General features: G+C 75.9%; 17 protein-coding genes. 9 read left to right on the top strand and 8 right to left on the bottom strand.

Going from position 1 to position 26,313, the window contains the following annotated elements:
• Window positions 1–82: 82 nt before the first annotated feature.
• Both ACQP1P_RS12855 and ACQP1P_RS12850 read right to left on the bottom strand, forming a co-directional pair.
• Window positions 83–2,608 (bottom strand): ATP-binding protein, encoded by a 2,526-nt coding sequence (locus ACQP1P_RS12855; protein WP_433086298.1) that lies wholly within the window; start codon window positions 2,606–2,608, stop codon window positions 83–85.
• 2 nt (window positions 2,609–2,610) lie between these two features.
• Window positions 2,611–2,892, bottom strand: a complete 282-nt coding sequence (locus ACQP1P_RS12850) for a DUF2277 domain-containing protein (RefSeq protein WP_433086296.1) — start codon at window positions 2,890–2,892, stop codon at window positions 2,611–2,613.
• Window positions 2,893–3,064: 172 nt separating this feature from the next.
• Here ACQP1P_RS12850 and ACQP1P_RS12845 point away from each other — a divergent pair, with 172 nt between their 5' ends.
• The 5 genes from ACQP1P_RS12845 to ACQP1P_RS12825 all read left to right on the top strand — a co-directional run bounded on the left by ACQP1P_RS12845 (window position 3,065) and on the right by ACQP1P_RS12825 (window position 16,060).
• On the top strand, window positions 3,065–3,859 hold the full coding sequence (locus ACQP1P_RS12845) for a DUF4132 domain-containing protein (protein ID WP_433086294.1): 795 nt from the start codon (window positions 3,065–3,067) through the stop codon (window positions 3,857–3,859).
• Complete coding sequence (locus ACQP1P_RS12840) at window positions 3,856–8,685, top strand: hypothetical protein (RefSeq protein ID WP_433086292.1); 4,830 nt, start codon at window positions 3,856–3,858, stop codon at window positions 8,683–8,685. Before ACQP1P_RS12845 ends, ACQP1P_RS12840 begins: the two co-directional genes overlap by 4 nt.
• A 40-nt stretch (window positions 8,686–8,725) precedes the next feature.
• Window positions 8,726–9,883 carry an ATP-binding protein gene (locus ACQP1P_RS12835; RefSeq protein WP_350609296.1) on the top strand — a complete coding sequence of 386 codons (1,158 nt, stop codon included), beginning with the start codon at window positions 8,726–8,728 and terminating at the stop codon, window positions 9,881–9,883.
• Between the two features lie 193 nt (window positions 9,884–10,076).
• The gene (locus ACQP1P_RS12830) at window positions 10,077–14,204 is read left to right on the top strand and encodes a DUF5682 family protein (RefSeq protein WP_433086290.1); all 4,128 of its coding nucleotides are present in this window, start codon (window positions 10,077–10,079) and stop codon (window positions 14,202–14,204) included.
• Window positions 14,201–16,060, top strand: coding sequence for a hypothetical protein (locus tag ACQP1P_RS12825; protein ID WP_433086288.1), 1,860 nt, complete (start codon window positions 14,201–14,203; stop codon window positions 16,058–16,060). Before ACQP1P_RS12830 ends, ACQP1P_RS12825 begins: the two co-directional genes overlap by 4 nt.
• Before the next feature lie 166 nt (window positions 16,061–16,226).
• Here the strand turns inward: ACQP1P_RS12825 and murD are convergent, their stop codons facing one another.
• The 4 genes from murD to ACQP1P_RS12805 are packed head-to-tail and all read right to left on the bottom strand — an operon-like array spanning window position 16,227 to window position 20,894.
• Complete coding sequence (gene murD / locus ACQP1P_RS12820; protein WP_433086286.1) at window positions 16,227–17,561, bottom strand: UDP-N-acetylmuramoyl-L-alanine--D-glutamate ligase; 1,335 nt, start codon at window positions 17,559–17,561, stop codon at window positions 16,227–16,229.
• Window positions 17,562–17,572: 11 nt separating this feature from the next.
• Window positions 17,573–18,322, bottom strand: a complete 750-nt coding sequence (locus tag ACQP1P_RS12815; RefSeq protein ID WP_433086284.1) for a succinate dehydrogenase/fumarate reductase iron-sulfur subunit — start codon at window positions 18,320–18,322, stop codon at window positions 17,573–17,575.
• Window positions 18,322–20,259 (bottom strand): fumarate reductase/succinate dehydrogenase flavoprotein subunit, encoded by a 1,938-nt coding sequence (locus ACQP1P_RS12810; protein WP_433089984.1) that lies wholly within the window; start codon window positions 20,257–20,259, stop codon window positions 18,322–18,324. Before ACQP1P_RS12810 ends, ACQP1P_RS12815 begins: the two co-directional genes overlap by 1 nt.
• Window positions 20,260–20,261: 2 nt before the next feature.
• Window positions 20,262–20,894, bottom strand: coding sequence for a succinate dehydrogenase cytochrome b subunit (locus ACQP1P_RS12805; protein WP_433089983.1), 633 nt, complete (start codon window positions 20,892–20,894; stop codon window positions 20,262–20,264).
• Window positions 20,895–21,044: 150 nt separating this feature from the next.
• Between ACQP1P_RS12805 and ACQP1P_RS12800 the strand changes: the two genes are divergently transcribed.
• From ACQP1P_RS12800 to ACQP1P_RS12790, 3 genes are all read left to right on the top strand, one after another.
• On the top strand, window positions 21,045–21,956 hold the full coding sequence (locus ACQP1P_RS12800) for a LysR family transcriptional regulator (protein WP_433086282.1): 912 nt from the start codon (window positions 21,045–21,047) through the stop codon (window positions 21,954–21,956).
• A 221-nt stretch (window positions 21,957–22,177) separates the two neighbouring features.
• Window positions 22,178–22,765: a hypothetical protein gene (locus tag ACQP1P_RS12795; RefSeq protein ID WP_433086280.1), complete on the top strand. Its 588-nt coding sequence runs from the start codon at window positions 22,178–22,180 to the stop codon at window positions 22,763–22,765.
• A 67-nt stretch (window positions 22,766–22,832) separates the two neighbouring features.
• Window positions 22,833–23,669 (top strand): undecaprenyl-diphosphate phosphatase, encoded by an 837-nt coding sequence (locus ACQP1P_RS12790; protein ID WP_433086278.1) that lies wholly within the window; start codon window positions 22,833–22,835, stop codon window positions 23,667–23,669.
• 112 nt (window positions 23,670–23,781) lie between these two features.
• Here the strand turns inward: ACQP1P_RS12790 and ACQP1P_RS12785 are convergent, their stop codons facing one another.
• Window positions 23,782–24,192, bottom strand: coding sequence for a DUF2809 domain-containing protein (locus tag ACQP1P_RS12785; RefSeq protein ID WP_433086276.1), 411 nt, complete (start codon window positions 24,190–24,192; stop codon window positions 23,782–23,784).
• Between the two features lie 211 nt (window positions 24,193–24,403).
• Window positions 24,404–25,075, bottom strand: a complete 672-nt coding sequence (locus tag ACQP1P_RS12780) for a hypothetical protein (protein WP_433086274.1) — start codon at window positions 25,073–25,075, stop codon at window positions 24,404–24,406.
• 232 nt (window positions 25,076–25,307) lie between these two features.
• Between ACQP1P_RS12780 and ACQP1P_RS12775 the strand changes: the two genes are divergently transcribed.
• Complete coding sequence (locus tag ACQP1P_RS12775; protein WP_433086272.1) at window positions 25,308–26,069, top strand: hypothetical protein; 762 nt, start codon at window positions 25,308–25,310, stop codon at window positions 26,067–26,069.
• Window positions 26,070–26,313: the final 244 nt, after the last annotated feature.

Here is a 26,313-nt window from a genome sequence, read left to right as displayed (position 1 = left end):
TTCGGTTCGAGCGATGCACCGACCGTACGGATGGCGGGGGTGCCGGCGAATCGGGAAGCATTCCCCAGGTTCGGGCCGGCACCTACCCGGTTTTGCGCGCGGCCTCGGCGCGGGTGGCCACGCCGAGCTTCGCCAGCACCGCGGACACGTGGTGGTCCACCGTCTTCACCGACAGGACCAGCCGCGCGGCGATCTCGGCGTTGGTCAGGCCCTGCGCGACCAGGTCGAGCACCTCCTGCTCGCGGCGCGTCAGGCCGTGCGGGTGGGCCCGGGTCGCGGTGCGCGGGCCGGTCGGGATCGAGCGGGCGCCGAGGTCACGCAGCCGCTGCCGGGCCACCCGCGCCGCCGTCGTCGCGCCGAGGTCGTCGAACGCGGCCAGGGCGCGGCGCACCCCGTCCTCGTCGCCGGCGCCGAGGCGGGCCAGGGCGGCGTCGTACGGGCAGCCGAGCGCGTCCCACGCCGCGGCCGCCCCCGCGTGGTCGCCGGCCCACTCGAGCGCGAACGGCTCGGCGAGCTCGCCGCGCGCCGGGCGGTCCGAGCCGGTGCGGCGCAGCCAGGTCGCGACCCAGCCGCGCAGCCAGCCGTCGGCGCGGACGCAGGCGTCGTCGGCGAGCTCGGCCTCCTCGCGCGCGGCGGAGAGCCTGCCCGCGAGCCAGTGCGCCTCGGCCCGGCCGATCCGGGCCTTGATGATCCACTGGGGCTCGCCGGCGCCGTCGGCCGACTCGGCGGCCTCGTCGAGCGCCGCCCACACACCGTCCTCGTCGCGCCGGGCGCGGATCGTCGCGTCGACGTACAAGGGGTAGATCCGGTTGATCGGGGACGCCTCCTCGACCCGGGTGAGCACCTGCCGGCACAGCGCCAGGGCCTCGTCCCAGCGGCCCATGCGGGCGAGGGAGGCCGCGCGCTCGCCGCGCAGGCAGGTGCCGTACGTGTCCGCGTCGTGCTCGTCGCAGTACGCGATCGCCTCGTGGTAGACGGGCTCGGCCTCGGCGTACCGGCGCGCCCGGCACAGCAGGCCGTAGAGGTTCGTGTACGCCCGCCCGGCCTTCTCGTCGTGGCCGTGCTCGATCGCCACGTCCAGCGCGCGGCGCATGCGCGGGATCCACGCCTCGCCCAGCATGAGCCGGGCCACCGCCTCGGTGTTGAGGGTGTCGCTGACCAGGTCGAAGCGGCCCAGCGGGGCGGCGATCGCCTGCGCGCGGCCGGCCAGCTCGATCGCCTCGGCGTTGCGGTCGGCGAGCATGTGGTGCTTGGCGAGGTGCCCGTAGGCGAGGGCGAGCTCGCCGCTCGGGCCGAGCGGCTCGAGCACCGCGATGGCCGCCTCGGCGTCGGCGAGCGCCTCCTCCCCGCGGCACAGGCTGACCCCCGCCGCCGAGCGCATCCGCAGCGCGTTGCCCTCGCGCAGGCCGTTGCCCGCCGCGCGCCACAGCACCCGGGCCCGCTCGGCCGCCTCCGCCACGCCCGCCCAGGCGTCGATCATCGACAGCTCGAAGGCGAGCGCGTCGAGCAGCTGCGGATCGTTGCCGTCGGCCCGCACGGCGCGGTGGTACTGCGCCGCCGCCTCCCGGTGCGAGCGGAGCCCGGCCGCGGCCCGGGCCGCGCGCACGGCGTGGTGCAGGGCGGCGGCCCGGTCGCCGGCCGCCTCGGCGTGGTGGGCCAGGCTCGCGTCGTCGCCGGAGCCGAGCCGCTGGAGCGCGGCGAGCACCGCGGCGTGCGCGGGTGCGGTCCGGTGCGGCGGTACGGCCCGCTCCACCGCCAGCCGCGCCAGTTCGTGACGGAACCGCAGCCCCGCGCCGTCCCCGGTCAGCAGGCCGGACGCGACGAGATCGTCGAGCGCCTCGGGGGTGGCGCCGGTGGCCTCGGCGAGCAGGCGCGGGTCGACGCGGGTGCCGATCAGGGCCGCGGTGTCGAGCACGGCGCGCGCGTCCGGGCGCAGCCGCGCGGCCCGGGCCAGCACGGCGTCGGCGGCGGAGGCGGGGATGCCGTCGGTACCGTCGGTACCGTCGCGGACGAGCTCGGTGACGAAGTACGGGTTGCCACCGGTGAGGCGGTACAGCTCGGCCGGGTCGACCCCGCGGTCCCGGGCGAGGGCGCGCACGGCCGGCTCCGACAGCGGGGCGAGGCCGATCCGGCGGGTGCCGCGCTGGGTGCCCAGGTCGCCGAGCGCGAGGCGCAGCGGGTCACCCCGCGACAGGCCGTCGTCGCGGTAGGTGAACACGGCCACGGTGCCGCGCAGGCGCCGGCCGAGGTAGCGAATCCAGTCGATCGTGGCCTCGTCGGCCCAGTGCAGGTCCTCGACCACGAGGACGGCGACGTCCCTGAGCGCCCGCAGGGTCACGGCGAACAGCTCGTCCCGGTCCGCCGTGCGCAGGTCCAGGCCGAGCTGGTCCGCGATGTCGAACAGCGGGCCCAGCGGCCGCGGCGTGAACAGACCGTCGCACAGGCCCCACACGACGCCGGGCCGGCCCTCGGTGAACGCCTCCACGAGCGCGGTCTTGCCGACGCCGGCCTCGCCGCCGACGAGCACCAGGCGGGCCTCGCCGGCGTGCGCCTCGCGGGCGTACCCGGCCAGCGACGCGAGCGCGGACTCCCGCTCCAGCAACCGCATGGCTACCGCGGGTCGCGCGGACCGTAGCGCTGCTCGGCGCGCGCCCGGGCCCGGGCGGCCTCGACCTCGCGGTCGCGCGGCGGGGTGCGGGTCACCAGGTTGTCCAGCAGTGTCCGGGTCGCCTCGGTGACCGCGCGCACGGCGGCGTCGAACGCCTCCTGGTTCACCGCGGCCGGGCGGGTCATGCCGGCGACCTTGCGCACGTACTGCAGCGCGGCGGCCTCGATCTCGTCCTCGGTCGCGGGTGGCTCGAAGTTGTTCAGCACGCGAATGTTCCTGCACATGCCGTCCACGATGCCAGGCTCGCGAAAAAATGTCGCACCCTCTCGCTAGTGTGCCGGGCATCCGATGGACGAGGGAACGGAGGCAACCCGCATGGCGTGGCTCGCGGCCGGCGGCGGCTATGAGGTGACCCTGGACGCAGGGCGCATAGCGTGCCGTAATCAGAAGGGCAAAGTGCTCAGGTCGTTGCCCCCGGCGCTGCGCGACGACCCGGTGGTGGCCGGGCTGCGGCAGCTGACCGAGTGGCTGGGCCGGCACGAGGCCGAGGTCCGCGAGCAGGTCGACCTGTGGATGATCCGTTCCCTGCCGGTGCCGGCCGGGCTGCTGGCCCGGGTCTGGCCCGACGAGACGTGGCGCGCGGCGCTGACCGACCTCGTGGTCGCGGTGCTCGACGAGGACGGCTCGTTCGACCCCGACGAGGCCGGGTTCCTGCGCGACGCCACCGCCGGCGGCATCGGCGTCGTCAACCTCGACGGCGAGACTGTCCGGCTCCCGGCCGAGCGGGTCGCCGTGCCGCACCCGACGCGCCTGCCGGACCTGGAGGACCTGCGCGAGTTCGCCGCCGACCTCGGCGTCAAGCAATCCGTCGACCAGCTCTTCCGCCAGACCTGGACCCGCCCGGCGGAGCTGGAGCCGGGCGCGGCGAGCGTGCGCGACTACGCCGGCGGCCGCTTCGCCGAGCTGCGGCACCTGCTCGCCCGGGCCGGGTCGCTGGGCTATCCGGTGCGGGGCGGCTACGCGGTCTGCCGCGTGTTCGAGGACGGGCGGGGCCTGGAGGCCCGCAGCTGGGTCGGGGCCGACGATCCCTACGCGGAGGCCGAGACCGGCGACCTGGTGTTCGTCCACCCCGACGGCAAGTCGATCCCGCTCGCCGAGGTGGGGCCGGTCGCGTGGTCCGAAGGCATGCGCATGGCCGCGGCGCTCTACGCCGGCCGAGTGGTCGAAGAGAGCACGGAGGAGGTCGCGTGAGCGAGGCGTTGCTGGATGCGGGGGCGGTGCTGCCGATCGGGTCCTCCGCCGGGCAGGACACCGTCGACACGCTCACGGCTCGGGAGTATGCGCACCCGGTGCTCGGCGAGCGCAGGGTGGTCCGGCTCGTGCCGGGCACGCTCGGGCAGGCCGAGGACCTCACGATGGAGTTCATGGGCTTCGCCGCGCCGCCGACCGTCGCCGAGGTCGGGATGGTCCGCCAGCAGGCGCTGGGCTTCCCCGCCTGGGCGCTCGTGCACGACCCCGCCAACGGCCACCACGCGCTGGCCCTGGTGAAGGACATCGAGCGGCTCGTGCGGGTCGCGAAGTCCCGCATCGGCCCGGCCCGCGACGGCTTCAACGAGCTCGGCGACCGGCTGGCCCGCGCGGTGCCGCACTTCCTGCCGACGTTCTACGAGGAGGCGGCCCGCGCGTTCCTGGCCGCCGACAGCCAGACCTACGCGGCGAGCATGTTCGGCAAGGCCCGCGAGGCCGAGCGCACCTACGCGCTGGAGATCGACGAGGAGCGGCAGCACACCGTCTTCCTCGAGTTCGCCCTCGCGGGCGCCCTGACCGCCAAGTCGCTCGCCCAGCACGCCCGCGACCTCGCCGGGCGGTGCACGCCCGCGGTCGCCTACGAGCGGTTCCGGCGGCTGTGCCTGGAGCGGACGCTGGGCGGGATGCCGCCCTACGCGCAGATGCACGTCGACCTCGGGCGGCTGGCCAAGGCGGCCAAGCTCGGCCCGGAGGAGGACGAGGCGCTGCTGAACGAGCTGCTCGGGGCGCCGTCGCTGCTGCGGGCGCCGGGCGGATTCTGGAAGGCCTACCGGCCGGCCCTGCTGCGCATCGCCCGGCGCGACCCGAAGGTCCGCGGCCAGCTGCTCGGCATGTTCCCGCAGGACTGCCCGTTCGAGACGTGGCTGGAGATCCTGGAGGAGACCGGGGCCACCGAGGCGCTCACCGGCGCGGCCGGCACCGCCGACCCGGCCGCCGAGTCGCCGGACGGGCCCGCGGGCTGGCTCGTGCGCGCCGACCGCAGCCGGGGCTGGCGCAAGCGGCGCAGCGCGCGCTATCTCGCGCTCGCCGAGCGGATGGCGCCGCGGCTCATCGCCGACGGCACGCCGCTGGAGCTGGCCACCGCGCACGGCCGCGTCGACCTGGACCTCGCCGACCTCCTGCTGAGCCTCGACGTGCCGCTGGCCGAGGCCCACGAGCACGCGCGGTGCGACGTCGGGGTGTGGCTCGGCGACGACGGCGAGGGCCGTCGCGACCTCAGCGCCGTGGCCGGCCACGAGCGCCTGCGCGCGCTGGTCGCCGCGAGCATCGAGGGGCACCTCCACACGTGGTACCGCTCGGACGAGGCCAAGGTCGACGCGCCCAAGGTCACCCAGGTGGTCGCGGTGCCCGGCCTGCGCACCGCGCTGCACTGGTGGCTGGACCGGCTCGCCGACCGGGTCGAGGCGCAGGGCCTGACCACGATCGGGCACGAGCTCGACCGGCTCACCCTCGTCGCCTCCCCGGACGGGCTCGCGGTCAACCCGGAGGCGATCGCCCGGATCACCGCGTTCGACCTCGGCCCGGTGCTCGGCCGGACGCTGCGGGCCGGGGTCCTCGACGAGTTCGGGTGGCCCGCGCTGGAGGCCGCCACCGAGATGCTCGGCGGCCTGGACCGCGGCGCGCTGACCGAGAACCTGTTCATCACCCCGCAGTGGCCGGCGCTGGTGCTGCGGCGCAACGACCGGGTGCTCGTGATCGGCGACGAGGGCGTCGAGCTCGACCACACGCTGCGGGTCCCGCACGACGAGCTGCGCTACTCGTGGCACGTCGCGGTCCGCTACGCCGACGGGCAGCTGCTGGTGGGCTGGAACCGCGGCGGGGAGCGGGCCGGCTACTGGAGCGGCGCCCCCGACGACGTGTTCACCGCCGCCGAGGACGGGCTCAACGACCTCGGCGAGCACTCCCTGGCGCTGCCCGGCGGCGGGCGCACCGCGGGCGGGCGGCCGCTGCGGGCCGGCGACCGCAAGGCGCAGGAGCTCGGCGCGGTCGTGAGCGACGGGCGGCACCACTGGGTCCTGCGGCACGAGCCCGACGGTGTGTCGCGGTGGTATGAGTACGACGCCGCCACCGGCGAACGCGGCCGCGCCTCGCTGCCGCGGTTCTTCGAGGACGGCGCGACCGACGGCCAGCAGCTCGACGCCGGCAACTGCGGCATCCGGCCGGCCTCGCCGCGCATGGCGCAGAGCCCCCTCGGCGCCCGCGACGGGCTGGTCGGCTGGCGGGTGCGGCGCACCGGCGGCGGCCAGGCCGGCGAGGGCGTCGACGGCCGCGCGTTCGCGATGGCCGACCCGCCCCCGTCCCGCTCGGGCAACGCCGGCGTGCTGGGTGGCGGCATCCGCTTCCCCGGCTCCGACACGGTGCACGGCCTCTACGTCGAGCGCGCCTGGCGGGCCGTGGTCGTGCGGCTCTACACGCCGGACGGCTTCTGCTTCGCCCGGACCAGCACCACCGGCGAGAGCGGCCCGTTCGCGGAGGCCACCGCGCTCATGCCGCACGTGGCGTTCTGGCACCAGCTGCGCCCCCGCGACGAGGCCGGCTCCCGGGCGCTGCGGGCGTTCGGCGACGACGCGGCCGGCACGCTGATGGCCACGGTGGCGGCCCTGGCCGGCGCCGAGGCCGACCGGGCCAGCATCGCCGACGAGGCCGTGCGGGACGCGGTCCGGGCGGCGCTGCCGCAGCTGAGCCACCCGGCGCTGCTCGCCGGCGTCGGCGGGGTCGTGCGGCACGCGGCCCGGGCGGCGCTGCGGCTGGCCCGGCTCACCGGCGTCACCGAGGAGATCCTGGCCGGCGGCCCCGCGGCCGCCGCGCTGCAGGACCCCGACGCCCATCTGGCCGCCGACGGCGTGCTCAACGACGCCCTCTCGGGCCTCATCCCGAGCTGCTACGACCACGGCCGCGAGTGGGTCAGGCACTTCATGGACGGCGGCGCCGCGCTCACCGGCGGCGAGCCCCGCACCCCGCTCGAGGCCTGGTGCCGCAACGGCGACCTCGACTGGTGGGACACGCTCGGCGTGCTGCCCTCGGTCATCCTGCGGGCGGCGTCCCCGGCCACGAAGCCGGAGCACCGCGCCGCGCTGCTGGACGCGCTCGAGGTGATCGCCGGCTCCGGGCTGCTCGACGGCGCCGGGCGCATCCGCCGGGCCGGGATCGCCCCGGACAGCGGGCGGCCCGAGACGACGGTCGGGCAGCCCTACGAGTCCGGCCCCGGCCGCACGTTCCTGCCGTTCCAGGTCTCGCCGCACGACGGCACGGCCATCGGCGTCGAGCACTCGGCCGACGGCCGGTTCGGGGCGGTGCACGGGCACGAGATCCGCTTCGCGCGCGACTACGACCGCCACGGCATCGACCGCGACGGCGTGCTGCGGTTCGTCGCGGCCGGCCGGGCCGTCGCCGCCGGCGGTGGTGGTGGTGGCGGCGGTGGCGGGTCCGCGGCGCTGCTGCACCCGGACACGGTCCGGGCGCTGTCGGCCGCGGGCGGGATCAGCCTCGCCGAGGCCACGGTGCTGCTGTCCGGCGCGGCCGACGCGCGGCAGTGGTCGGCCATGAAGGAGGGCTGGGAGCCCGCCGACCCGACGGTCACCGACTACGCCATCGAGACCGCGATCGACCACCTGCGGCGGGACCCGACGCTGGCCTCGAAGATCAGCGCCGCCCACGCGGCGCTGATCCCCGCCGACCCGGCGCGGCTGTGGACCACCGGGCCCGACCCGGCGCGCTTCGGCGCCTGGCGGACCGAGCAGGTCGGTGCCCGCACCCCGGTGAGCGACGAGCTCATCACCGAGCTCCGCCGGGCCGGCACCCACTCCGCCCTGAGCCCGTCGTCGTTCCTGCACGGCGTGGCCAACCCGGGCACGTGCACATGGCTGCAGGCGCCCGGCCAGGGCGTCGACGGCGCCGAGCTGCTGCTCTGCGTCGCCCGCGGCCTGCCCTGGCTGGTGCGCCGCCTCCCGGCCGGCCACCCGATCCGGGCCAACCTGCCCGGCGTGCTGGAGTCCGTGCGCCGGCTGACGCGGGACCCGGCCTTCGAGGTGGCCGTCGCCGGCGCCGACGAGACCGCGATGGACAAGGCCCTCGCCCAGCTGGGGCTGGACGTCGAGCGCGGCGAGCACGAACTCGACGCCGGGCTGTTCGTGATCTCCGCCCAGGGCTACTGGCGGCGGGCCCGGGTCCGCACGGCCCGCATGGACGGCCCCGGCGACCGGCGGGTGGACGCGTTCATCGCGGCCCTCGACGGCGCGCCGCAGGGCATCGTGGCGCTGCGGGCGATCCTCGGCGACGACATCTCGCGCTGGCTCGACGCGCCCGACGCCGAGGCGCCGCACGACCCGTCGCGCTCGGCGCCGCAGCTCGTCGCCGAGGTCGCCGCCCGGCACGGGCTCGGCGCCGACGCCGCCACGCTCTACCTGCAGCTGCTGGCCCTGCCCGACCCCACCGACCGCAACGTGGCCGGGTGGACCGGGTGGAAGCCGGCCCGGCTCAAGGCCGCCCGCGCCGAGCTGCTCGGCACCGACCTCGTCGTGGAGGCCAAGCGGCCGCGCGCGGGCCGGTCGCTGTTCCTGCCCGGCGGGTGGCTGGCGTGGAAGGCCCCGCTGCCGCCGCTGGAGCGGTGGAAGCTGCCCCTGCTCATCGGGGCCGACGAGGACGGCACCGCGCTCGGGGCCGTGGTCCCGGTCGCGCCGGCGCCGCAGCTGTTCGCGATCGCGTGGGAGCGGATCACGTCCGGCGACACGCCGCGCTTCGAGGAGCTGCAGACGCGGGGCCGTCGATGAGTGCTGTTGCGTTGTCCGCATTCGTCTGGAAGGGCCGTTCATGACCGCCACTGTGACCGCTCCCCGGCAGGTCGATCCCGCCGAGCACGCGCACGCGACCGAGCTCGCGTTCCTCGCCGCGTTCGACGGCGGGGCGCGGCCGCCCGGGTGGCGGCTGACCCCGCGGGCCGTCGTCACGTTCATCGTCGGCAGCGACGGGGAGCTGGCCCTGCCCAAGGGCAAGCGGCCCGAGGGCGTGCCGGCGAAGCTGGAGATCGCCCGGAAGTTCGTCGGCGACCGCGCCCTCGTCGAGCGGTGCGTGGTCACCCTCGCCGGGGAGCGCGGGCTGCTGCTCGTCGGCGAGCCCGGCACCGCCAAGTCGATGCTGTCGGAGCTGCTGGCGGCGGCCGTGTGCGGCACGAGCGAGCTCGTGGTGCAGGGCACCGCGGGCACGACGGAGGACCAGCTGCGATACGGCTGGAACTACGCGCTGCTGCTCGCGCACGGCCCCAGCCCGGAGGCGCTCGTGCCGTCGCCGGTGCTCACCGCGATGCGGGCCGGGCAGGTGGCGCGGATCGAGGAGATCACGCGGTGCCTGCCGGAGGTGCAGGACGCGATGGTGTCGATCCTGTCCGACCGGCGCATCGCGGTGCCGGAGCTGTCCGGCACCGACGGCGCGACCGTGCACGCCGCGCCGGGCTTCACGCTCATCGCCACCGCGAACCTGCGCGACCGGGGCGTCTCGGAGATGTCGGCGGCCCTCAAGCGCCGCTTCAACTTCGAGACCGTCGGCCCGATCCCCGACCTGGCGCAGGAGACGGCGCTGGTCGGCCGGCAGGCGCGGGCGGCCCTGGACCGGGTCCAGACGCCGTTCGAGGTGGACGAGGCGGTCCTCGAGGCGCTGGTGACCGCGTTCCGCGACCTGCGGGCCGGTCGGTCGGTCGAGGGCTGGGAGGTCGAGCGCCCGTCGACGGTGATGAGCACGGCGGAGGCGGTCGCGGTGGCGACGTCGCTGGGCCTCGCCGCCGCCTACTTCCCGGGCGATCGCGACGTCCTGTCCCTGCTCCCCGCCCACCTGCAGGGCGTCGTGTGCAAGGACGACCCGGCCGACGGCGCGAAGCTGCTGGGCTACTGGGACGGCGCGGTGCGCCGCCGCGCCGAGGAGGGCGCCCGCCTGTGGAGCCGGCTGTGGGAACTGCGCGATGTCCTCAAGCCGTGACACAGCCGGCGACGCCACGCCGCTGCCGGGCAGCGGGCCGTCGCCGCACGGGGCCGGTGCGCCTCCGCCGCGCTTGAGCGGAGCCGGCACGCCTCCGCCACGCTTGAGCGGGGCCGGTGCGCCTCCGCCGCGCTTGAGCGGAGCCGGCACGCCTCCGCCACGCTTGAACGGAGCCGGCACGCCTCCGCCACGCTTGAACGGGGCCGTTTCGGCGGCGCTGCGGTCGGCCGCGGCTGGGGCGGGGGCGTCGTTCGTCGCGGAGGCCGAGGGTGGTGCCGGGCTCGCCGGAATCGATCCGGACGCGGCGCTCGCGACTCTCGCGGGGGCCACGGTGCCGTTCCTCATCGGGGTGCGGCACCACTCCCCCGCGCTGTCGGTGGTGATCGGGGAGCTGCTCGACCGGTTCCGGCCCGAGGTGCTGCTGATCGAGCTGCCGGCCGAGTTCGCCTCCTGGCTGCCCTGGCTGGCCGACCCGGGCACCGCCGCGCCGGTCGCGCTCGCGGGGGTGCGCGGGGCCGACGGGAGCCCGGCGTTCTACCCGTTCGCGGACTTCTCGCCGGAGCTCGTGGCCGTGCGGTGGGCGGCGAAGCATGGGGTCGAGGTCGTAGCGTGCGATCTGCCGCTCGCGTCCCGCGTCTGGCACGATCCCGCGTCGGCGTCGCCCGCGGTCGTGGACGCGCCGGAGTCGGCGGGGCCGGGTCCGGCGCCGGGGTCGGCGTTCGGCGACGCGCTGCGGCAGGCGGCCAGCGGGCGGCCCGACGAGGACATGTGGGACCGGGTCGTCGAGGCCCGCGCACCCGGGTCGGACCCCGAGGCGGTGCGGCGGGCGGCGCTGCTCGTCGGGTGGGCCATGCGGACCGATGCGGCGACCGGGCCGGGCGTGTCCGAGCTCGACCTGCGCCGCGAGGCCTGGATGCGCCGGTGCCTGGCCGCGGCCGGGGACCGGCGGGTGGCGGCCGTCGTCGGCTCGTTCCACGCCGCCGCGCTACTCACCGGCCCGGGCGCCACCGACGCCGGCTCGGACCCGAAGCAAGCCGGCGCGCTGCTCACCGGCCCGGGCGCCACCGACGCCGGCACGGACCCGAAGCAAGCCGCCGCGCTGCTCACCGGCCCGGGCGCCACCGACGCCGGCACGGACCCGAAGCAAGCCGCCGCGCTGCTCACCGGCCCGGGCGCCACCGACGCCGGCACGGACCCGAAGCAAGCCGCCGCGCTGCTCACCGGCCCGGGCGCCACCGACGCCGGCACGGACCCGAAGCAAGCCGCCGCGCTGCTCACCGGCCCGGGCGCCACCGACGCCGGCACGGACCCGAAGCAAGCCGCCGCGCTGCTCACCGGCCCGGGCGCCACCGACGCCGGCTCGGACCCGAAGCAAGCCGCCGCGCTGCTCACCGGCCCGGGCGCCGCCGATGCCGGGTCCGGCCCGAACCACACCGGGCCCGGACCGGCGGAGGCGTTCGCGAGCGTGCGGGGCGCCGCGGAGTCGGACGTGGTCACGTCGCTGGTGCCGTACAGCTTCGCGCTGCTCGACTCGCGGTCCGGGTACCCGGCCGGGATTCGGGACCCGCGGTGGCAGCAGGCCGTGGTCGACGCCGCCGGGCGGGCCGAGGGCGTGGAAGCGGCCGCGCTCGCCTCCGTCGTCGAGGTCTGCGCGCGGGTGCGGGCCGGCGGGCACCCCGCCGGGCCCGCCGAGGCCCGGGAGGTCGTGCGGCTGGCCGGCGATCTCGCCCGCCTGCGCGGGCTGCCCGCGCCCGGGCGGGGAGAGCTCGTCGAGGCGCTGCAGAGCGTGCTCGCGCACGGGGAGGTGCTCGGGCGCGGGCGCGTCGTGGCGCACGCGATGGAGGCGGTGCTCGTCGGGGACGTGCGCGGCTCGCTGGCGGCGGGGGCGCCGCGGTCGGGACTGCGCCCGGCGGTACACGCGCTGCTCGAACAGCTGCGGCTGCCCGTGGCCGGCGCGGCGGTGAAGGATCTGCGGCTCGACCCGCTGCGCTCCGAGCTCGACCGGCGCCGGGACGTGGCGCTGCGCCAGCTCGCGGCGTGCCGGATCCCCTACGCCGAGCCCACTGGGGTGGAGGGCACGGCCGGGGTCGACGCGCTCACCACGCGGTGGAGCGTGGCGTGGACGCCGGGGACCGAGGCGATGCTGGACGTCGCCGGGGTGCGCGGGGTGACGCTGGCCCAGGCCGCCGAGGGGGCGCTGCGGGAGCGGCGGCGGCGCGAGGAGGGCGCGGAGGGCGCGACCGCGGCGCAGATCATCGGCGGGCTGGCGGCGGCGGCCGAGTGCGGGCTGGCGGGGCTGGCGGCCGAGCGGCTCGCCGAGGTCGCCGAGCACGTCCCGGCCAGCGCCACCCTCGAGGAGCTGATGGCCGCCCTGGGCCTGCTCGACCGGCTGCGCCACGGGCACGTCCCGGGGATGCCGGCCGCGGTCGCGGCGGGACTGGCCGACCTCGGGGCGCTGGGCGAGGCGCTGGAGGCGGCGGCGGTACGGCAGGTCGACGGCCTCACCGGCTCCGACGACCTCGCCGACGTGCACGCGCTCGTGGCGCTGGGCCGGCGCGCGGACGCCGCCGGGGTGGGGCTGCGGCTCGCCGACGCGCTGCGCCGGCTGGCCGCGGACGGCACGCCGACCATGGCGGCCGCGGCCGGCGCGGTCGAGGTGCTGCTCGGGCTCGCGGAGCCGGCCGTGCTCGGCGCGCGCGTCGCGTCCTGGGTGGACGCGGCGGCCGACGACGACGCCCGCCGCCGGCTGCTCGGGCACCTGCGGGGGCTCCTGGCGGCCGCGGAACCGCTGCTGCAGTCCGGCCCCGATGCGCTGGACGGGCTGCTCGACCGGGTCGCGACGCTGCCCGACGACGCGTTCCTGGCCCGGCTGCCGGCACTGCGGGGCGGGTTCCAGGCGGTGAGCCCGGCGGGGCGGGACCGGCTGCTGGCGGTCGTACGCGACCGCCTCGGCGACACCACCCCGGCCGACGTCGCCGACGTGGACCCGTCGGCCCTGCTGCGGCGCCTGCTCGCGGACCGGGCGGGCCGGGCCGCGGCGGAGTCGCTGGGCCTGATGCCCCCCGCTGAGTCGCTGGGCCTGATGCCCCCCGCGTCAGCACCGGCCGCCGCCGCACCGGCCGCGACGGGACCCGGCAAGGCCGAGCCCGCCGCCATCGCACCGGCCGCGACGGGACGGGACGAGACCGGGCCCGCCGCCGCACCGGACGAGGATCCACGGACCCTGGCCGTCGTCGACCGGTGGCGGCTGCTGCTCGGGCGGGAAGACCAGCAGCTGGGGGCCTCGGCCCGGCGATACGCCACCGCGCTCGACGAGCTGTACGGGCGGGGCCGCGGCGAGGGCTCCGCGGCCGACGCGGCCGGACGGGCCGGGCGGGAGGCGCCGTTCCCCGGCGTGCGGGAATGGGCCGAGGAGCTCTCCGCGCTGTTCGGGCCCGGCATCCGCGAGGAGGTGCTGGCCCGGGCGGCCGAGGGCGGCCGGCGCGACGCCGTCATGCTGCTCGAACCCGAGGCCGTCAACCCCTCGGTCGAGCTGCTGCAGACCGTGCTGTCGCTCGCCGGTGGCATGCCCGAGAGCTCACTGGCCCGGCTGCGGCCGCTCGTGGCCCGGATCGTCGAGGAGCTCACGCGGCGGCTCGCGACCCGGCTGCGGCCGGCGCTCGCGGGGATCAGCACGCCGCGGCCGACGTACCGGCCGGGCGGGCCGCTGGACCTGCCGCGCACGCTGCGGGCGAACCTGGCCACCACCCGGCGCGGCGAGGACGGGCGGGTGCAGGTCATCCCGGAGCGGCCGGTGTTCAGGACCCGGGCGCGCCGCGGGGTCGACTGGCGGCTCGTGCTCGTCGTGGACGTGTCCGGGTCGATGGAGGCCTCGATCATCTGGTCGGCGCTGACCGGGGCGATCCTGGCCGGGGTGCCGGCGCTCACGACGCACTTCGTCGCCTTCTCCACCGAGGTCGTGGACCTGACCGAGCGGGTCAGCGATCCGCTCGGCCTGCTGCTGGAGGTGCGGGTCGGCGGCGGGACGCACATCGCGAAGGGGCTGCGGCACGCGCGGAGCCTCGTGACCGTACCGTCGCGGACGCTGGTGGTCCTCGTCAGCGACTTCGAGGAGGGCTACCCGCTGGGCGGGCTGCTGGCCGAGACGCGGGCCCTCGCCGAGTCGGGCGTGACCGTGCTCGGCTGCGCGAGCCTGGACGACGCGGGCCGCCCGCGGTACTCGGTGTCCGTCGCCGCACAGCTCGTCGCGGCCGGGATGCCGGTGGCCGCGCTGAGCCCCCTGGAGCTGGCCCGCTGGGTCGCGGAGAAGGTGAAACCGTGAACGCATCGCTGCCCCCGATCGACGCGCCGGTCCTGGTGGAGGCGGTCGACGGGCTGCCGGCCCGGCTGCGCAAGAAGCTCGACGACGCCGCCGGGCGGTTCGCGGGGCTGGCGGTGGTGGCCGACGGGGAGCTGTACACGGTGGCGATCGACGACGCCACGACCGTCACGCTGCTGGCGCCGGGCGGGGTGGTGCGCACGGCCGCGGAGGTGACCTGCACCTGCCTGCTGGCGCCGAACTGCCTGCACCGCGCGGGCGTGCTGTCCAACGCGCCCGTCTGGGACGCCTCCGCGGCGCCGGAGACGACGGCCGCAGCGACGCCGGAGACGACGGCGGCAACGACACCGGAGACGACGCCGGCAGGGACGGCCGCGGCAACGCCGGCAGCGACGGCCGCAGTCGAGGCCGAGGCGGCCGAGGAGCCGGGCGACGAGCTCGGGGTGGCCCAGCGGGCGGCCGTCGAGCACGTCTGGCGGGCGGCCGTGGCGGTGCTCGGCGACGGGGTCAGCGGGTCGGGGACCGTGGCGCGGGCGGCGCTGCTGCGGGCGGCGCACGAGGCGCAGGCGACGAAGGTCTACAAGCCGGCGGCCGCGGCCCGGGTCGTGGCCACGCTGCTGCAGGCGGCCCGCGGCGACGACGCGCACTACCGGCTCGCGGATCTCAGCGACGCGATGCGGGAGCTGCTGCTCGTCACGCACGCGCTGCGGACCGGGGCGAGCACCGAGCGGGGCGCGGCGCGGCGGCAGTACCACGTCGAGGGGAGCCTGCGCCTGTACGGCCTGTGCTCCACGGCGGTGCTGGCCGGGACGGGGCACGCGGGGGTCGTGACGTACGCCGCGGACCGCGACGGCCGCCTGTGGATGGTCGCCGACGTGATGCCCGGCGACGCGAGGCGCGCGGCCCGCGGCGGGGACGCGACCCTCGCGATGGGCGAGACGGCGCTGACGCACCGGGGGTTCACCCGGGCGGGGCTCGTGGTCACCGGCGCGACCGCGACCGGCGGCCGGCAGCTCGGGGCCGGGCGCGGGGTGCGGGCGGTCACCGCCTCCGGGGCCGCCTGGCACGAGGAGCCGCTGGCCGGGCTGTGGGCGGAGCCGGTCGCCGCGCAGGTGCACCGGGCGTTCGCGGCGCTCGCGGTGCCGGTCACCGAGCGGACCGCGGGGGCCGATCTGCTGTTCCTGACGGTGACGGTCCGCGGCACCGACGGGGACGCGATCCAGGCCGAGCACGCCGACGGCACGCCGCTCACGCTGCGGGTCGCCGTGGACCATCCGGCCCTCGGCTACCGGGAGAACCTGCGCGTGCTCGGTCGCGCGGCCGGCCTGCGGATGCTGCTGATCGCGCGGCCCGACCCCGGGCGGCCCGGCACGGTGCTCCCGCTGGCCGTCGCGCCGGTCGAGGGCGAGCAGTGGCGGGTCGACGGCCACGCCGACCTCGCGTTCGACCGGCTCCACGGCAGCCAGCTGCCGCAGGAGCACCTGCGCGCGGAGGTGGCCGCGGCCCGCCCGGCCGCGGCCGGGCCCGCCGGCGAGGAGGTGTGGCGCCCGGCCGTGCGCGATCCGGCGCTGCAGCTGCTGAGCGCGCAGGTCGAGCGCACGGTCAACGGCGGCCGGGTCATGCTCACGTTCCCGGCCGGCCGGGGCCCGTCGGACGCGACCCGGCTGCGGCGGGCCCGGCTCGACGCCGGCGCGGCGCTGCTCGACCGGCTCGTCGAGGCCGCGAACGACCGCCCGCGCAACGCGTTCGGCCGCCTCGGCGACGACGACGGCACCGCGTTCGCACAGGCCTGGCTGGCCGCCGCGACCTATGCCGACGCCGCCGCCCGAGCCCTGGCCGAGGCGTCCTGGCTGGGCTGAACCGTTCCCAACCGCCCCGGGTCACCGCGACGACCGCACTTGGTCCTGCGCTCGGCGTGGCCTCGGACGCCTGGTGCCGTGCGCCGGGGCCGGGATACGTCGGCCGGCCCTGTGCGGCGCCCGCGGCACCGTCAGGCCGGCTCCCACGGCCGGCACCGGACCGCCGCTACACGCCCCGGGTCGACTCGATCGCGGCGATGAACGCCTTCGCCCGCGCCTCGTAGTTGTCGTAGCGGCCGTAACTGGGGGCGGCCGGGGACAGCAGCACCACGCCGCCCGCCGGGACCAGCCCGCGGGCCAGGGCGACGGCGGCGGGCAGGTCCTCGGCCACCTCCCGGCGGACGTTCGGCAGGTCGCCGACGACGTCGAGGATGTGCTCGCCGCTGTCCGGGATCGCCACCAGCGTCAGCGGCACGGCCTTGTCGCGCAGGTAGTCGCGCAGCGGCGTGTAGTCGATGCCGCGGTCCTGGCCGCCGACGAGCACCACGAGCGGGCGCCCCGCGTACGCCTCGATGGCGTGGATCGTCGTCTGCGGGGCGGTGGACAGCGAGTCGTTGACGAACTCGACGCCGGAGGGGTCCGCGATCGGGGTGAGGCGGTGCGGCAGCGGGGTGTAGGAGCGCAGCCCCGCCTCGATCGCCGCCCGCTCACCGACGACGTCGACGCCGGCGGCCTCCAGCGCGGCGAGGGCCACGCTGAGGTTGCCGGTGTTGTGGGTCCCGCGCAGGGCGAAGGCGTCGCGCGGGAAGAGCCGCTCGCCGTGGCGCACGATCCAGCCGCCGGCCTCCCAGGGCTCGACGGGGACCAGCGGCAGCCCGGGGCGCGCGGCCAGCTCGGCGCGCAGCGTCGGGTCGGTCGCGTTGTAGACGACCGCCTCCGGCCCGTGCATGGCGATGTTGAGCTTGTGCGCGTAGTACTGCGACGGCAGCCCGTCGCGGGTCCAGTCCAGGTGCTCCTCGAACAGCGACGTGACCACCGAGACGCGGGGCGAGTCCTGCAGGTCGGCGCACTGGTACATCGACAGCTCCAGCACGTACCGCTCGGCCGGCGGCAGCGACAGCACGGCGATGCCGATGTTGCCGCCCAGCTCGTTCGGGCGGCCGGTCGCGGTGAGCAGGTGCGAGATCAGCGTAGTGGTGGTGCTCTTGCCCTTGGAGCCGGTCACGCCGATCGTCTGGCCGGCGTGCTCGGCCATCCACAGGGCGGTACCGCCGGTGATGACGACCCCGCGCCGGCGCAGCTGCTGGATCCACGGGTTGGACTCGCCGACGCCCGGGGAGCGCACGAGGACCTCGACGCCGTCCAGGGCCGGGCCCATCGCCTCACCCTCGAACAGCGGCACGGCTGCGTCCCACCGCGAGGCGGCCAGGAACGTGGTCTTGTCCTGCACGGCGACGAGTGACGCGGGCCCGACCGGGGCGATCGCCTCGATCGCGGCGATGCCCTCCCGGCCGGTACCCCAGACCGCCACCCGCCGCCCGGCGAGCTCCGACAACTGCATGAGTCGGAAGCTTATCCGCGCCGTCCGGTGGCCGCCTTGCGGTAGTCGCTGTTGAGCCGGCCGATCAGGGTGAGCGGGATGCCCTTGGGGCACACGGTGGTGCACTCCCCCGCGTTCGTGCAGCCGCCGAAGCCGGCCTCGTCCTGCGCGGCGACCATGCCCAGCACGCGGGAGTCGCGCTCCGGCTGGCCCTGCGGCAGGAGGCCGAGGTGGCCGACCTTGGCCGCGGTGAAGAGCATCGCCGAGCCGTTCGGGCACGCGGCCACGCAGGCGCCGCAGCCGATGCACGTGGCCGCCTCGAACGCGGCGTCGGCGTCGGCCTTGGGCACCGGGGTGGCGTGGGCGTCGGGGGCGGCGCCGGTCGGGGCGGTGATGTACCCGCCCGCCTGGATGATCGAGTCGAACGCGCTGCGGTCCACGACGAGGTCGCGCACGACCGGGAAGGCCGCCGCCCGCCACGGCTCGACGTCGATCGTCTCGCCGTCCTTGAAGTGGCGCATGTGCAGCTGGCACGTCGTGGTCGCCTTGAGCGGGCCGTGCGCGACGCCGTTGATCATCATGCCGCACATGCCGCAGATGCCCTCGCGGCAGTCGTGGTCGAAGGCGATCGGCTCCTCACCCTCGACGATGAGCCGCTCGTTGAGCACGTCGAGCATCTCCAGGAAGGAGGCGTCCGGCGAGATGTCCCGCACCTCGTACGTCACCATGCGGCCCCGGTCCTGGGGCCCGCTCTGGCGCCACACACGCAGCTTGATGTCCATTACTTGTAGCTCCGCTGGCTCGGGTGGACGTAGTCGAACTCGAGCGCCTCCTTGTGCAGCACGGGCGGCTCGCCGGTACCGGCGAACTCCCAGGCGGCGACGTAGGAGAACCGCTCGTCGTGGCGCATGGCCTCCCCGTCCGGGGTCTGGCTCTCGGCGCGGAAGTGCCCGCCGCACGACTCGGCGCGGTGCAGGGCGTCGACGCACATCAGCTCGGCGAGCTCGAAGAAGTCCGCGACCCGCCCGGCGCGCTCGAGGTTCTGGTTGAGCTGCTCGCCGGTGCCGGGCACCTTGACGCGGGTCCAGAACTCCTCGCGCAGGGCCCGGATCAGGCTGATCGCCTTCGTCAGGCCCTCCTCGGTGCGTTCCATGCCGCAGTACTCCCACATGATGTGGCCGAGCTCGCGGTGGAAGGAGTCCACGGTGCGGTCCCCGTCGACGGCCAGGAGCCTGGCGATGCGCTCCCGCACGGCCTCCCGGGCCGCGACCACGGCCGCGTCGGACTCGGCGACCTTGGGGAAGGGGCCGGCGGCGAGGTAGTCGTTGATGGTGTTGGGCAGCACGAAGTACCCGTCGGCCAGCCCCTGCATCAGCGCGGACGCGCCGAGCCGGTTGGCGCCGTGGTCGGAGAAGTTCGCCTCGCCCACCACGAACAGGCCCGGGATGTTGGACTGCAGGTCGTAGTCGACCCAGAGCCCGCCCATCGTGTAGTGCACGGCCGGGTAGATGCGCATCGGGGTGACGTACGGGTCGTCGCCGGTGATGCGCTCGTACATCTCGAAGAGGTTGCCGTACTTGGCCTCGACCGCGGGCCGGCCCAGCCGGGCGATGGCGTCGGCGAAGTCGAGGTACACCCCGAGCCCACCGGGGCCGACGCCCCGCCCCTCGTCGCAGACGTTCTTGGCGGCCCGGGAGGCGATGTCGCGCGGCACCAGGTTGCCGAACGACGGGTAGATCCGCTCGAGGTAGTAGTCGCGCTCGTCCTCGGGGATGTCGGCCGGGGCGCGGTCGTCGCCGCCGCGCACCGGCACCCAGACGCGGCCGTCGTTGCGCAGCGACTCGCTCATCAGCGTGAGCTTGCTCTGGTGCGTGCCGGACTCGGGGATGCACGTCGGGTGGATCTGCGTGTAGCACGGGTTGGCGAACAGGGCGCCCTGCCGGTGCGCGCGCCACGACGCGGTGACGTTGCAGCCCTTCGCGTTCGTGGACAGGAAGAACACGTTGCCGTAGCCGCCCGTGGCGAGCACCACGGCGTCGGCGAGGTCGGTGGTGATCTCGCCGGTGACGAGGTCGCGCACGACGATGCCCCGGGCCCGGCCGTCGACCACGACGAGCTCGAGCATCTCGTGGCGGGCGTGCATCTCGACGTTGCCGGCCGCGATCTGGCGCTCCAGGGCCTGGTAGGCGCCGAGCAGCAGCTGCTGGCCGGTCTGGCCGCGGGCGTAGAAGGTGCGCGAGACCTGGGTGCCGCCGAAGGAGCGGTTGTCGAGCAGGCCGCCGTACTCGCGGGCGAAGGGCACGCCCTGGGCCACGCACTGGTCGATGATGTTCACCGAGACCTGGGCGAGGCGGTACACGTTGGACTCCCGCGCCCGGAAGTCGCCGCCCTTGACCGTGTCGTAGAACAGCCGGTACACGGAGTCGCCGTCGTTGCGGTAGTTCTTGGCGGCGTTGATCCCGCCCTGGGCCGCGATCGAGTGCGCGCGGCGGGGGCTGTCCTGGTAGCAGTACGAGCGGACCTTGTATCCGGCCTCGGCCAGGGTCGCCGCCGCGGAGCCGCCGGCCAGCCCGGTGCCGACCACGATGATCGTGAGCTTGCGCTTGTTGGCCGGGTTGACGAGCTTCGCGGCGAACTGCCGCCGCTCCCAGCGGGTCTCGATCGGCCCGTCGGGGGCGGCCGCGTCGGCGATCGGGTCGCCCTCGCTCCAGAGGTTCATGGTCATTTCACCAGCCCGGTCAGAACGGCAAACGGTACGCAGAGGTAGCCCACGACCAGCACGAGCGACACCACCAGGGCGATCGCCCGGGCGACGCGCTCCCCGCGCGCGGAGCGCTGGCCGAGGGTGCGCAGCGCGGAGAAGATCCCGTGGCGCAGGTGCAAGCCGACCGCGACGATCGCGAGCGTGTAGAACAGCGTCACGTACCAGCGGCCGGGCGCGAAGTCCGCGACCACGTTGGCGTGCGGGTGCTCGTGGTCGCCAACGGGGTTCGCGGTGCCGGTGGTCAGGTCCAGGATGTGGAAGACCACGAACAGCAGGATGATCACGCCGCCCCAGCGCATGGTCCGGGCCGCGTAGCTGCCCTGCACCTTGGGCCGGTGGGCGTAGCGGACCGGGCGGGCGGCGCGGGCCCGGCGGGCCAGCACGACGGCCGCGGCGATGTGCGCGAGCACGGCGACGGTGAGCCCGGCGCGCTGCAGCCACAGGAACCCGGTGTGCGGCAGCAGCGGGGCGCCCAGGTCGCGCAGCCAGTGCGCGTAGTGGTCGAACGCCTCGGCCCCGACGAAGATCTTCAGGTTGCCGGCCATGTGCGCGAACAGGAACAGCACGAGCAGCAGGCCCGTGCCCGCCATCAGGATCTTCAGCGCGACGGACGAGGTCTTGTTCCGGGGCTTGACCCGGTTCGTCCGTTCTGCCGTCATTACCGCCACTCCGCCGACGCTAGGGGCGGGCTTCGCGATTCGTCCAATGCATGACGGCCGCAGTGACGATAGCTGTAGGCTATGAAAGTGCAGCTGCAGCAGCTTCGATACTTCCTGACCGTCGCCGAAGTACGACATTTCACCCGGGCGGCGGAGCAACTCGGTGTGAGCCAGCCGACACTGAGTAAACAAATTCACACGCTGGAGTCGGCGCTGGGCGCCGCGCTGTTCGACCGCTCGCGGGGCGGCGTGGCCCTCACGACCGCGGGTGAGACGCTGCTGCCGCTCGCGCGCCGGGTCGTCGCCGACGCCGACAGCGCCCGGGACGCCGTCCAGGAGGTGGTGGGCCTGCGGCGCGGCCGGGTGCGGCTGGGCGCGACGCCGAGTCTGTGCACGTCACTGGTACCGCTGGTACTGCGCGAGTTCCACGAGCGGCACCCGGACATCGAGCTGCACGTCGACGAGGGTGGCTCGCAGGACCTCGTCGCCGCGCTCGTCGCGCACGGCCTGGACCTGGCGCTGATCGTCGAGCCCGCGCGCGGCACCGACCCGGCCCTGTCGACCGTGCCGGTGCTGCGCGAGAGCCTGGTGGTCGCCTCGGTCGCGCCCCTGTCCGCGCCGCGCATCGCACTGGCCGAGCTGCGCGACACCCCGCTGGTCATGTTCCGCACCGGGTACGACCTGCGCGACACGACGCTCGAGGCGTGCCGGCGGGCGGGGTTCACGCCGCGCTACGCCGTGGAGGGCGGCGAGATGGACGCGGTGCTGGCCTTCGTCGAGGCCGGGCTCGGGGTGGCGCTGGTGCCGAGCATGGCGCTGGTGAACCGGCCGCTGCTGCACGCCGCGCCGCTGGTCGCGCCGGGCGTGCACCGCACGATCGCCCTGGCCCAGCGGCGCGAGTCGGTGCTGCCCCACGCGGCCCAGGCCCTGCGCGCGACCCTGCTCGACCACGTGGCGAACAGCCCCCTCCCCGTCGGCGTCCTGCCGCTCTGACATCGACGGGCGACGCCGCCGGAGCCGGGCGGGGCCGCCGTCACGGCCGGTCGATCTTGTGGGGCGCAGGTCACGGTCCGGATCCGCGGTAGCGCACGAACGCGGCCGACCGGCGATACTTGTCGATCGTGGAGACTGCACGCAGCAATCGCACACGAGCCTGGCTGGCCGCGCACGAGCTCGATACGGACGGTGATCCCAATGACGCCGCTCGTGATCTGATGCCGGAGATCCGCGGCGACGAGGCGCTGTCGAACGCCGAGAAGCTGGAGATCGGCCTCGGGCTGCTCGAGATCCTCGACGCCTACTGGGTGACCGTCGAGCTGCGCTGGTTCGTCAACGCCGCCGGCGACGAGGAACTCTGGGCCACGCACTGGCAGGCGATCCGCGAGCACCTCGAACAGCCGCGGCCCAGCGAGGCGGTGCTGTACTCGCTGTGGGTCGACTGGTTCGAGGACATCGAGACCGTCGAGCGCGCGTTCACCGAGGCGCTGGCGCGCGACGTGAACCGGCTCGGCGAGGACGACGAGGGGTTGCAGCGGCGGGCGGCCGCGGTGCTGAAGGTGAGCGGCCCGGTGCCGTGGAAGCTCAAGTACCCGGTCTACACCGCGGCCGCCGAACACGAGCGGCTGCGGCGGGCCGTGTTCAGCGGCGTGCTGTACAGCTTCCATGACGTCTACGGCTCGCTGGAGATCGCGCCCGCGCTCGAGCTGCTCGAGCGGCTCGACCTGCCGGAGGACACCGAGCACCTGACCGAGCTGCGGGAGGAGCTGGCCGCCGGGCACGCCAACCAGCACCACCGGGACTGAAAGTCTTCTCAGCCGCGTCCGGTAAGTTCCTCTCCGGCAAGTCGGGCGCGGCGAGGAGGAAACGGCGTTGCAGATCTGGGAAGCGATCGTGCTGGGCGTCGTGGAGGGCGTGACCGAGTTCCTCCCGGTGTCCTCGACCGGGCACCTGACCATCACCGAGAAGCTGATGGGCATCCCGATCGACGACAAGGGCGTCACGGCGTTCACCGCGGTCATCCAGGTCGGCGCGATCCTCGCGGCGGTCATCTACTTCCGCAAGGACATCATCCGGTTCGTCACCGGGTTGTTCCGGGGCCTGTTCAACGCCGAGGCGCGCCGGCACGAGGACTGGCGGATGGCGATCAACGTCATCGTCGGCTCGATCCCGATCGTCGTCGTCGGCCTGCTGTTCAAGGACTACATCGAGGGCGTCCTGCGCAGCATGTGGTTCGTGGCCGCGGGCCTGGTGGTGTGGAGCATCGTCATGACGCTCGGTGACCACCTGGGCAGGCAGAAGCGCGCCGAGGGCGACGTGACGTGGAAGGACTCGCTCATCATCGGCCTCGCGCAGTGCATCGCGGTCGTCCCGGGCGTCTCGCGCTCCGGCGCCACCATCAGCGCGTCGCTGTTCCGCGGGCTCGACCGGGTGACCGCGACCCGCCTGTCGTTCTTCCTGGGCATCCCGGCGCTGGCCGGCGGCGGCCTGCTCGAGGCCGTCACCCGGGCCGACGAGATCGCCGCCACGGTCGGCTGGGCACAGACCGGCGTCGGCACGGTGATCAGCTTCATCGTGGCCTACGTCAGCATCGCGTGGCTGCTCAAGTACGTCGCCGGGCACACCTTCGCCGCGTTCGTGTACTACCGCGTCGCCGTCGGCGGCATCCTCGTCGCCCTGCTGGCGACCGGCGCGATCACCGCCACCTGATCCCTGGCCGGCCCGACCCGCCCCTGAGCTTCCGCACGGCGGGCACCGGCGGCGCCGCGGACCTGTCGCACGGCGCGGCGTGCCGGACGCCGGCCACGCCGCCCGCGCCCGGTCATGCGGCTCGGCGCCGCGGCTTCACCAGCAGCTCCAGCAGGACGAGGGGCACGATTCCCGCGGGGTACCAGGCGATGTCGAGCCAGTCGAAGGCATCGCCGAAGACCAGACGCAACGCGAGACTGTACCGGCTCATCTCGTGCGGAATCCCCGTGAGCTGGAACGTCTCGGTGGCCCAGCACCAGGCCAGTGCGCACGCACCGGCGGTCAGCGGGCCGCACCGCGGGGCGAGGAAGACCACGCCGGCGTAGACGGCCGACGCGTAGAGCGCCGTGCCGGTGTTCTGCTGCAGCGGGCCGTTGCTGAACAGCGTGCCGCCGGCGAGTGCCCGGATGCCGAAGGCCACGCCGATCGCGAGCACGACGGTCAGGACGGCGGCGATGCGCACGGCTCGGGTCGACTCCAGCACGCCGCGGATGCTATCCCGCACGGTCCGGCCCCGGCCGCCCCGGCGTCAGCAGGGGCGGCTGCCCGCGTTCGTGCTGCCCCAGATGCGGTACTCGCCCCCGGGCTGCGTGATCGAGTACGTCACGTCCCAGCGCGTGCACGTCTCCGACTCGCGGCCCTCCGGGCCCTGCCCGCCTGCTCCTGGCTACGGTCCGGCCCCGGCCGCCCCGGCGTCAGCAGGGGCGGCTGCCCGCGTTCGTGCTGCCCCAGATGCGGTACTCGCCCCCGGGCTGCGTGATCGAGTACGTCACGTCCCAACGCGTGCACGTCTCCGACTCCCGGCCCTTCGGGCCCTTGCCCGCCTGCTGCTGGCTGCGGAACGTGACATGGGCCTGCAGGACGCCCTTGCCGGTCGGGTCCGAGCCGAGGCTCACCAGCAGGATGTCGTCGTCAGTGCTCGTGGAGATACCGTCGGTGAAGCGCTTCACGGCGCTCGCGTCACCCTGGTTGATCGAGCCGCCGGGGTCCATGACGGCGAGCGCGGCGCTCGCGTTGCGGGCGTTCACGGCGGCGAAGTACTTGTCGAAGACCGCGGCCACGGCCGGCGCCTGCGCGGGATCGAGACTCGGATCCAGCCGTACCGCGCCCACGCTCGCCGGCAGCGTCGGCCCCGCGGTCGTGGGCGCGGCCGTGGTCGGCGCCGCCGTCGTGGGCCCGGCGGTGCCGGTCGCCGTCGGGACGATCGGGTTCGCGGTGCCCGTCGGCCCCGTGGTCGGGCCCGCCTCGCCCCCGGAGCCGGGCAGCCAGCGGTCCCGCAGGACGAACGCGACGGTACCGCCCGCCAGCAGCAACACCACCGCCACGATCGCCGGGAAGATCCAGATCGGCCGGCTCCGGGCCGGCACCCCGCCACCCTGCGCACCGGCGCCCCAAGGCGGCTGGGGCGGCTGAGGCTGCGTCCGGTCGGCCCACGGCTGCTGGGGCGGCGCGCCAGCATCCCACGGCGGCTGAGGCTGCGTCCCGTCGACCCACGGCTCCTGGGGCGGCGCGCCGGCACCCCAAGGCGGCTGAGGCTGCGTCCCACCGGGCCACGGACGCTGGGGCGGCGCGCCAGCACCCCACGGCGGCTGAGGCTGCGTGCCGGCGACCCACGGCAACGGCGTCTGCCCGAGCCCGGGCCCGGCGCCGGGCCAGTTCTCCGCAGCGAGATCGCCGGACCCCATCGACGCCCCGGCTCCCGGCCAGGTCGACGCCGCCTGCCCCGAGCCCGGCCAGTTCGGCGCGGGCGGGCCGGAGGCCGGCCAGTTCGGCGCGGGCTGCCCCGAGGCCGGCCAGTTCGGTGCGGGCGGGCCGGAGGCCGACCAGTTCGGCGCGGGCTGCCCCGAGGCCGGCGCGGCGGGGTCCGGCCCGTTCGGCGCGGGCGGTCCTGCGGCGGGGGTGCCTCCGGCGCCGGCGTTCGGCGGCGCGCTCGCGGGCGACCACGACCCGAACGCGTCGGCCGGTGCGGATGCGGGCCATGCGACGGGCGGATCGGCGGGCAGCGTGCCGGGCGGCGGCCACGCCCCGAGCCCCTCGGCTGCCGGGCTGGGCGCACGCGAAGCCTGGCCGCCGGACGCACTCGAAGCCGGTCCGCCGGGCCCGCTCGAAGCCGGTGCGCCGGACGCACTCGGGGCAGGGCCGCCGGCTCCGCCCGAAGCCGGTCTGCCGGACGCACTCGAAGCCGGTCCGCCGGGTCCGCTCGAAGCCGGGCCTCCGGACGCACTCGGGGCAGGGCCGCCGGCTCCGCCCGAAGCCGGGCCGCCGGACGCGCTCGGAGCCGGGCGCCGGGCACCGCACGACCCGCAGGCCGCAACGCCGGCACCGTTGCTGGTGCCGCAGACCGCACACTGCCACATGTAGTCAGACCGAACCGTACGTCGTGTGCGGATGCCATCGGCGCATCGCCCGGACATCGTCCGCCGTTCGTGCCGGGCCACTCGACAGTAGCGCCGCGCCGCCCGGCCGCGGTGCCGGGCCGCTCCGGCAGTCACGCAGCGTCGTCCAGCAGTAACGCCGGGCCGCCCGGTGGGGGCGCCCGTGCGCGCCCGGAGTTGCCAGGCGGCGACGCGACCGGACCGCCCGGGAGGGGCGCCCGTGCGCACCC

It is taken from the genome of Dactylosporangium sp. CA-052675 (assembly GCF_050947935.1).
Classification (GTDB): Bacteria; Actinomycetota; Actinomycetes; order Mycobacteriales; family Micromonosporaceae; genus Dactylosporangium.
The sequence above is the reverse complement of the archived record's forward strand: the minus strand, read 5'-3'. Positions and strand labels throughout refer to the sequence as shown.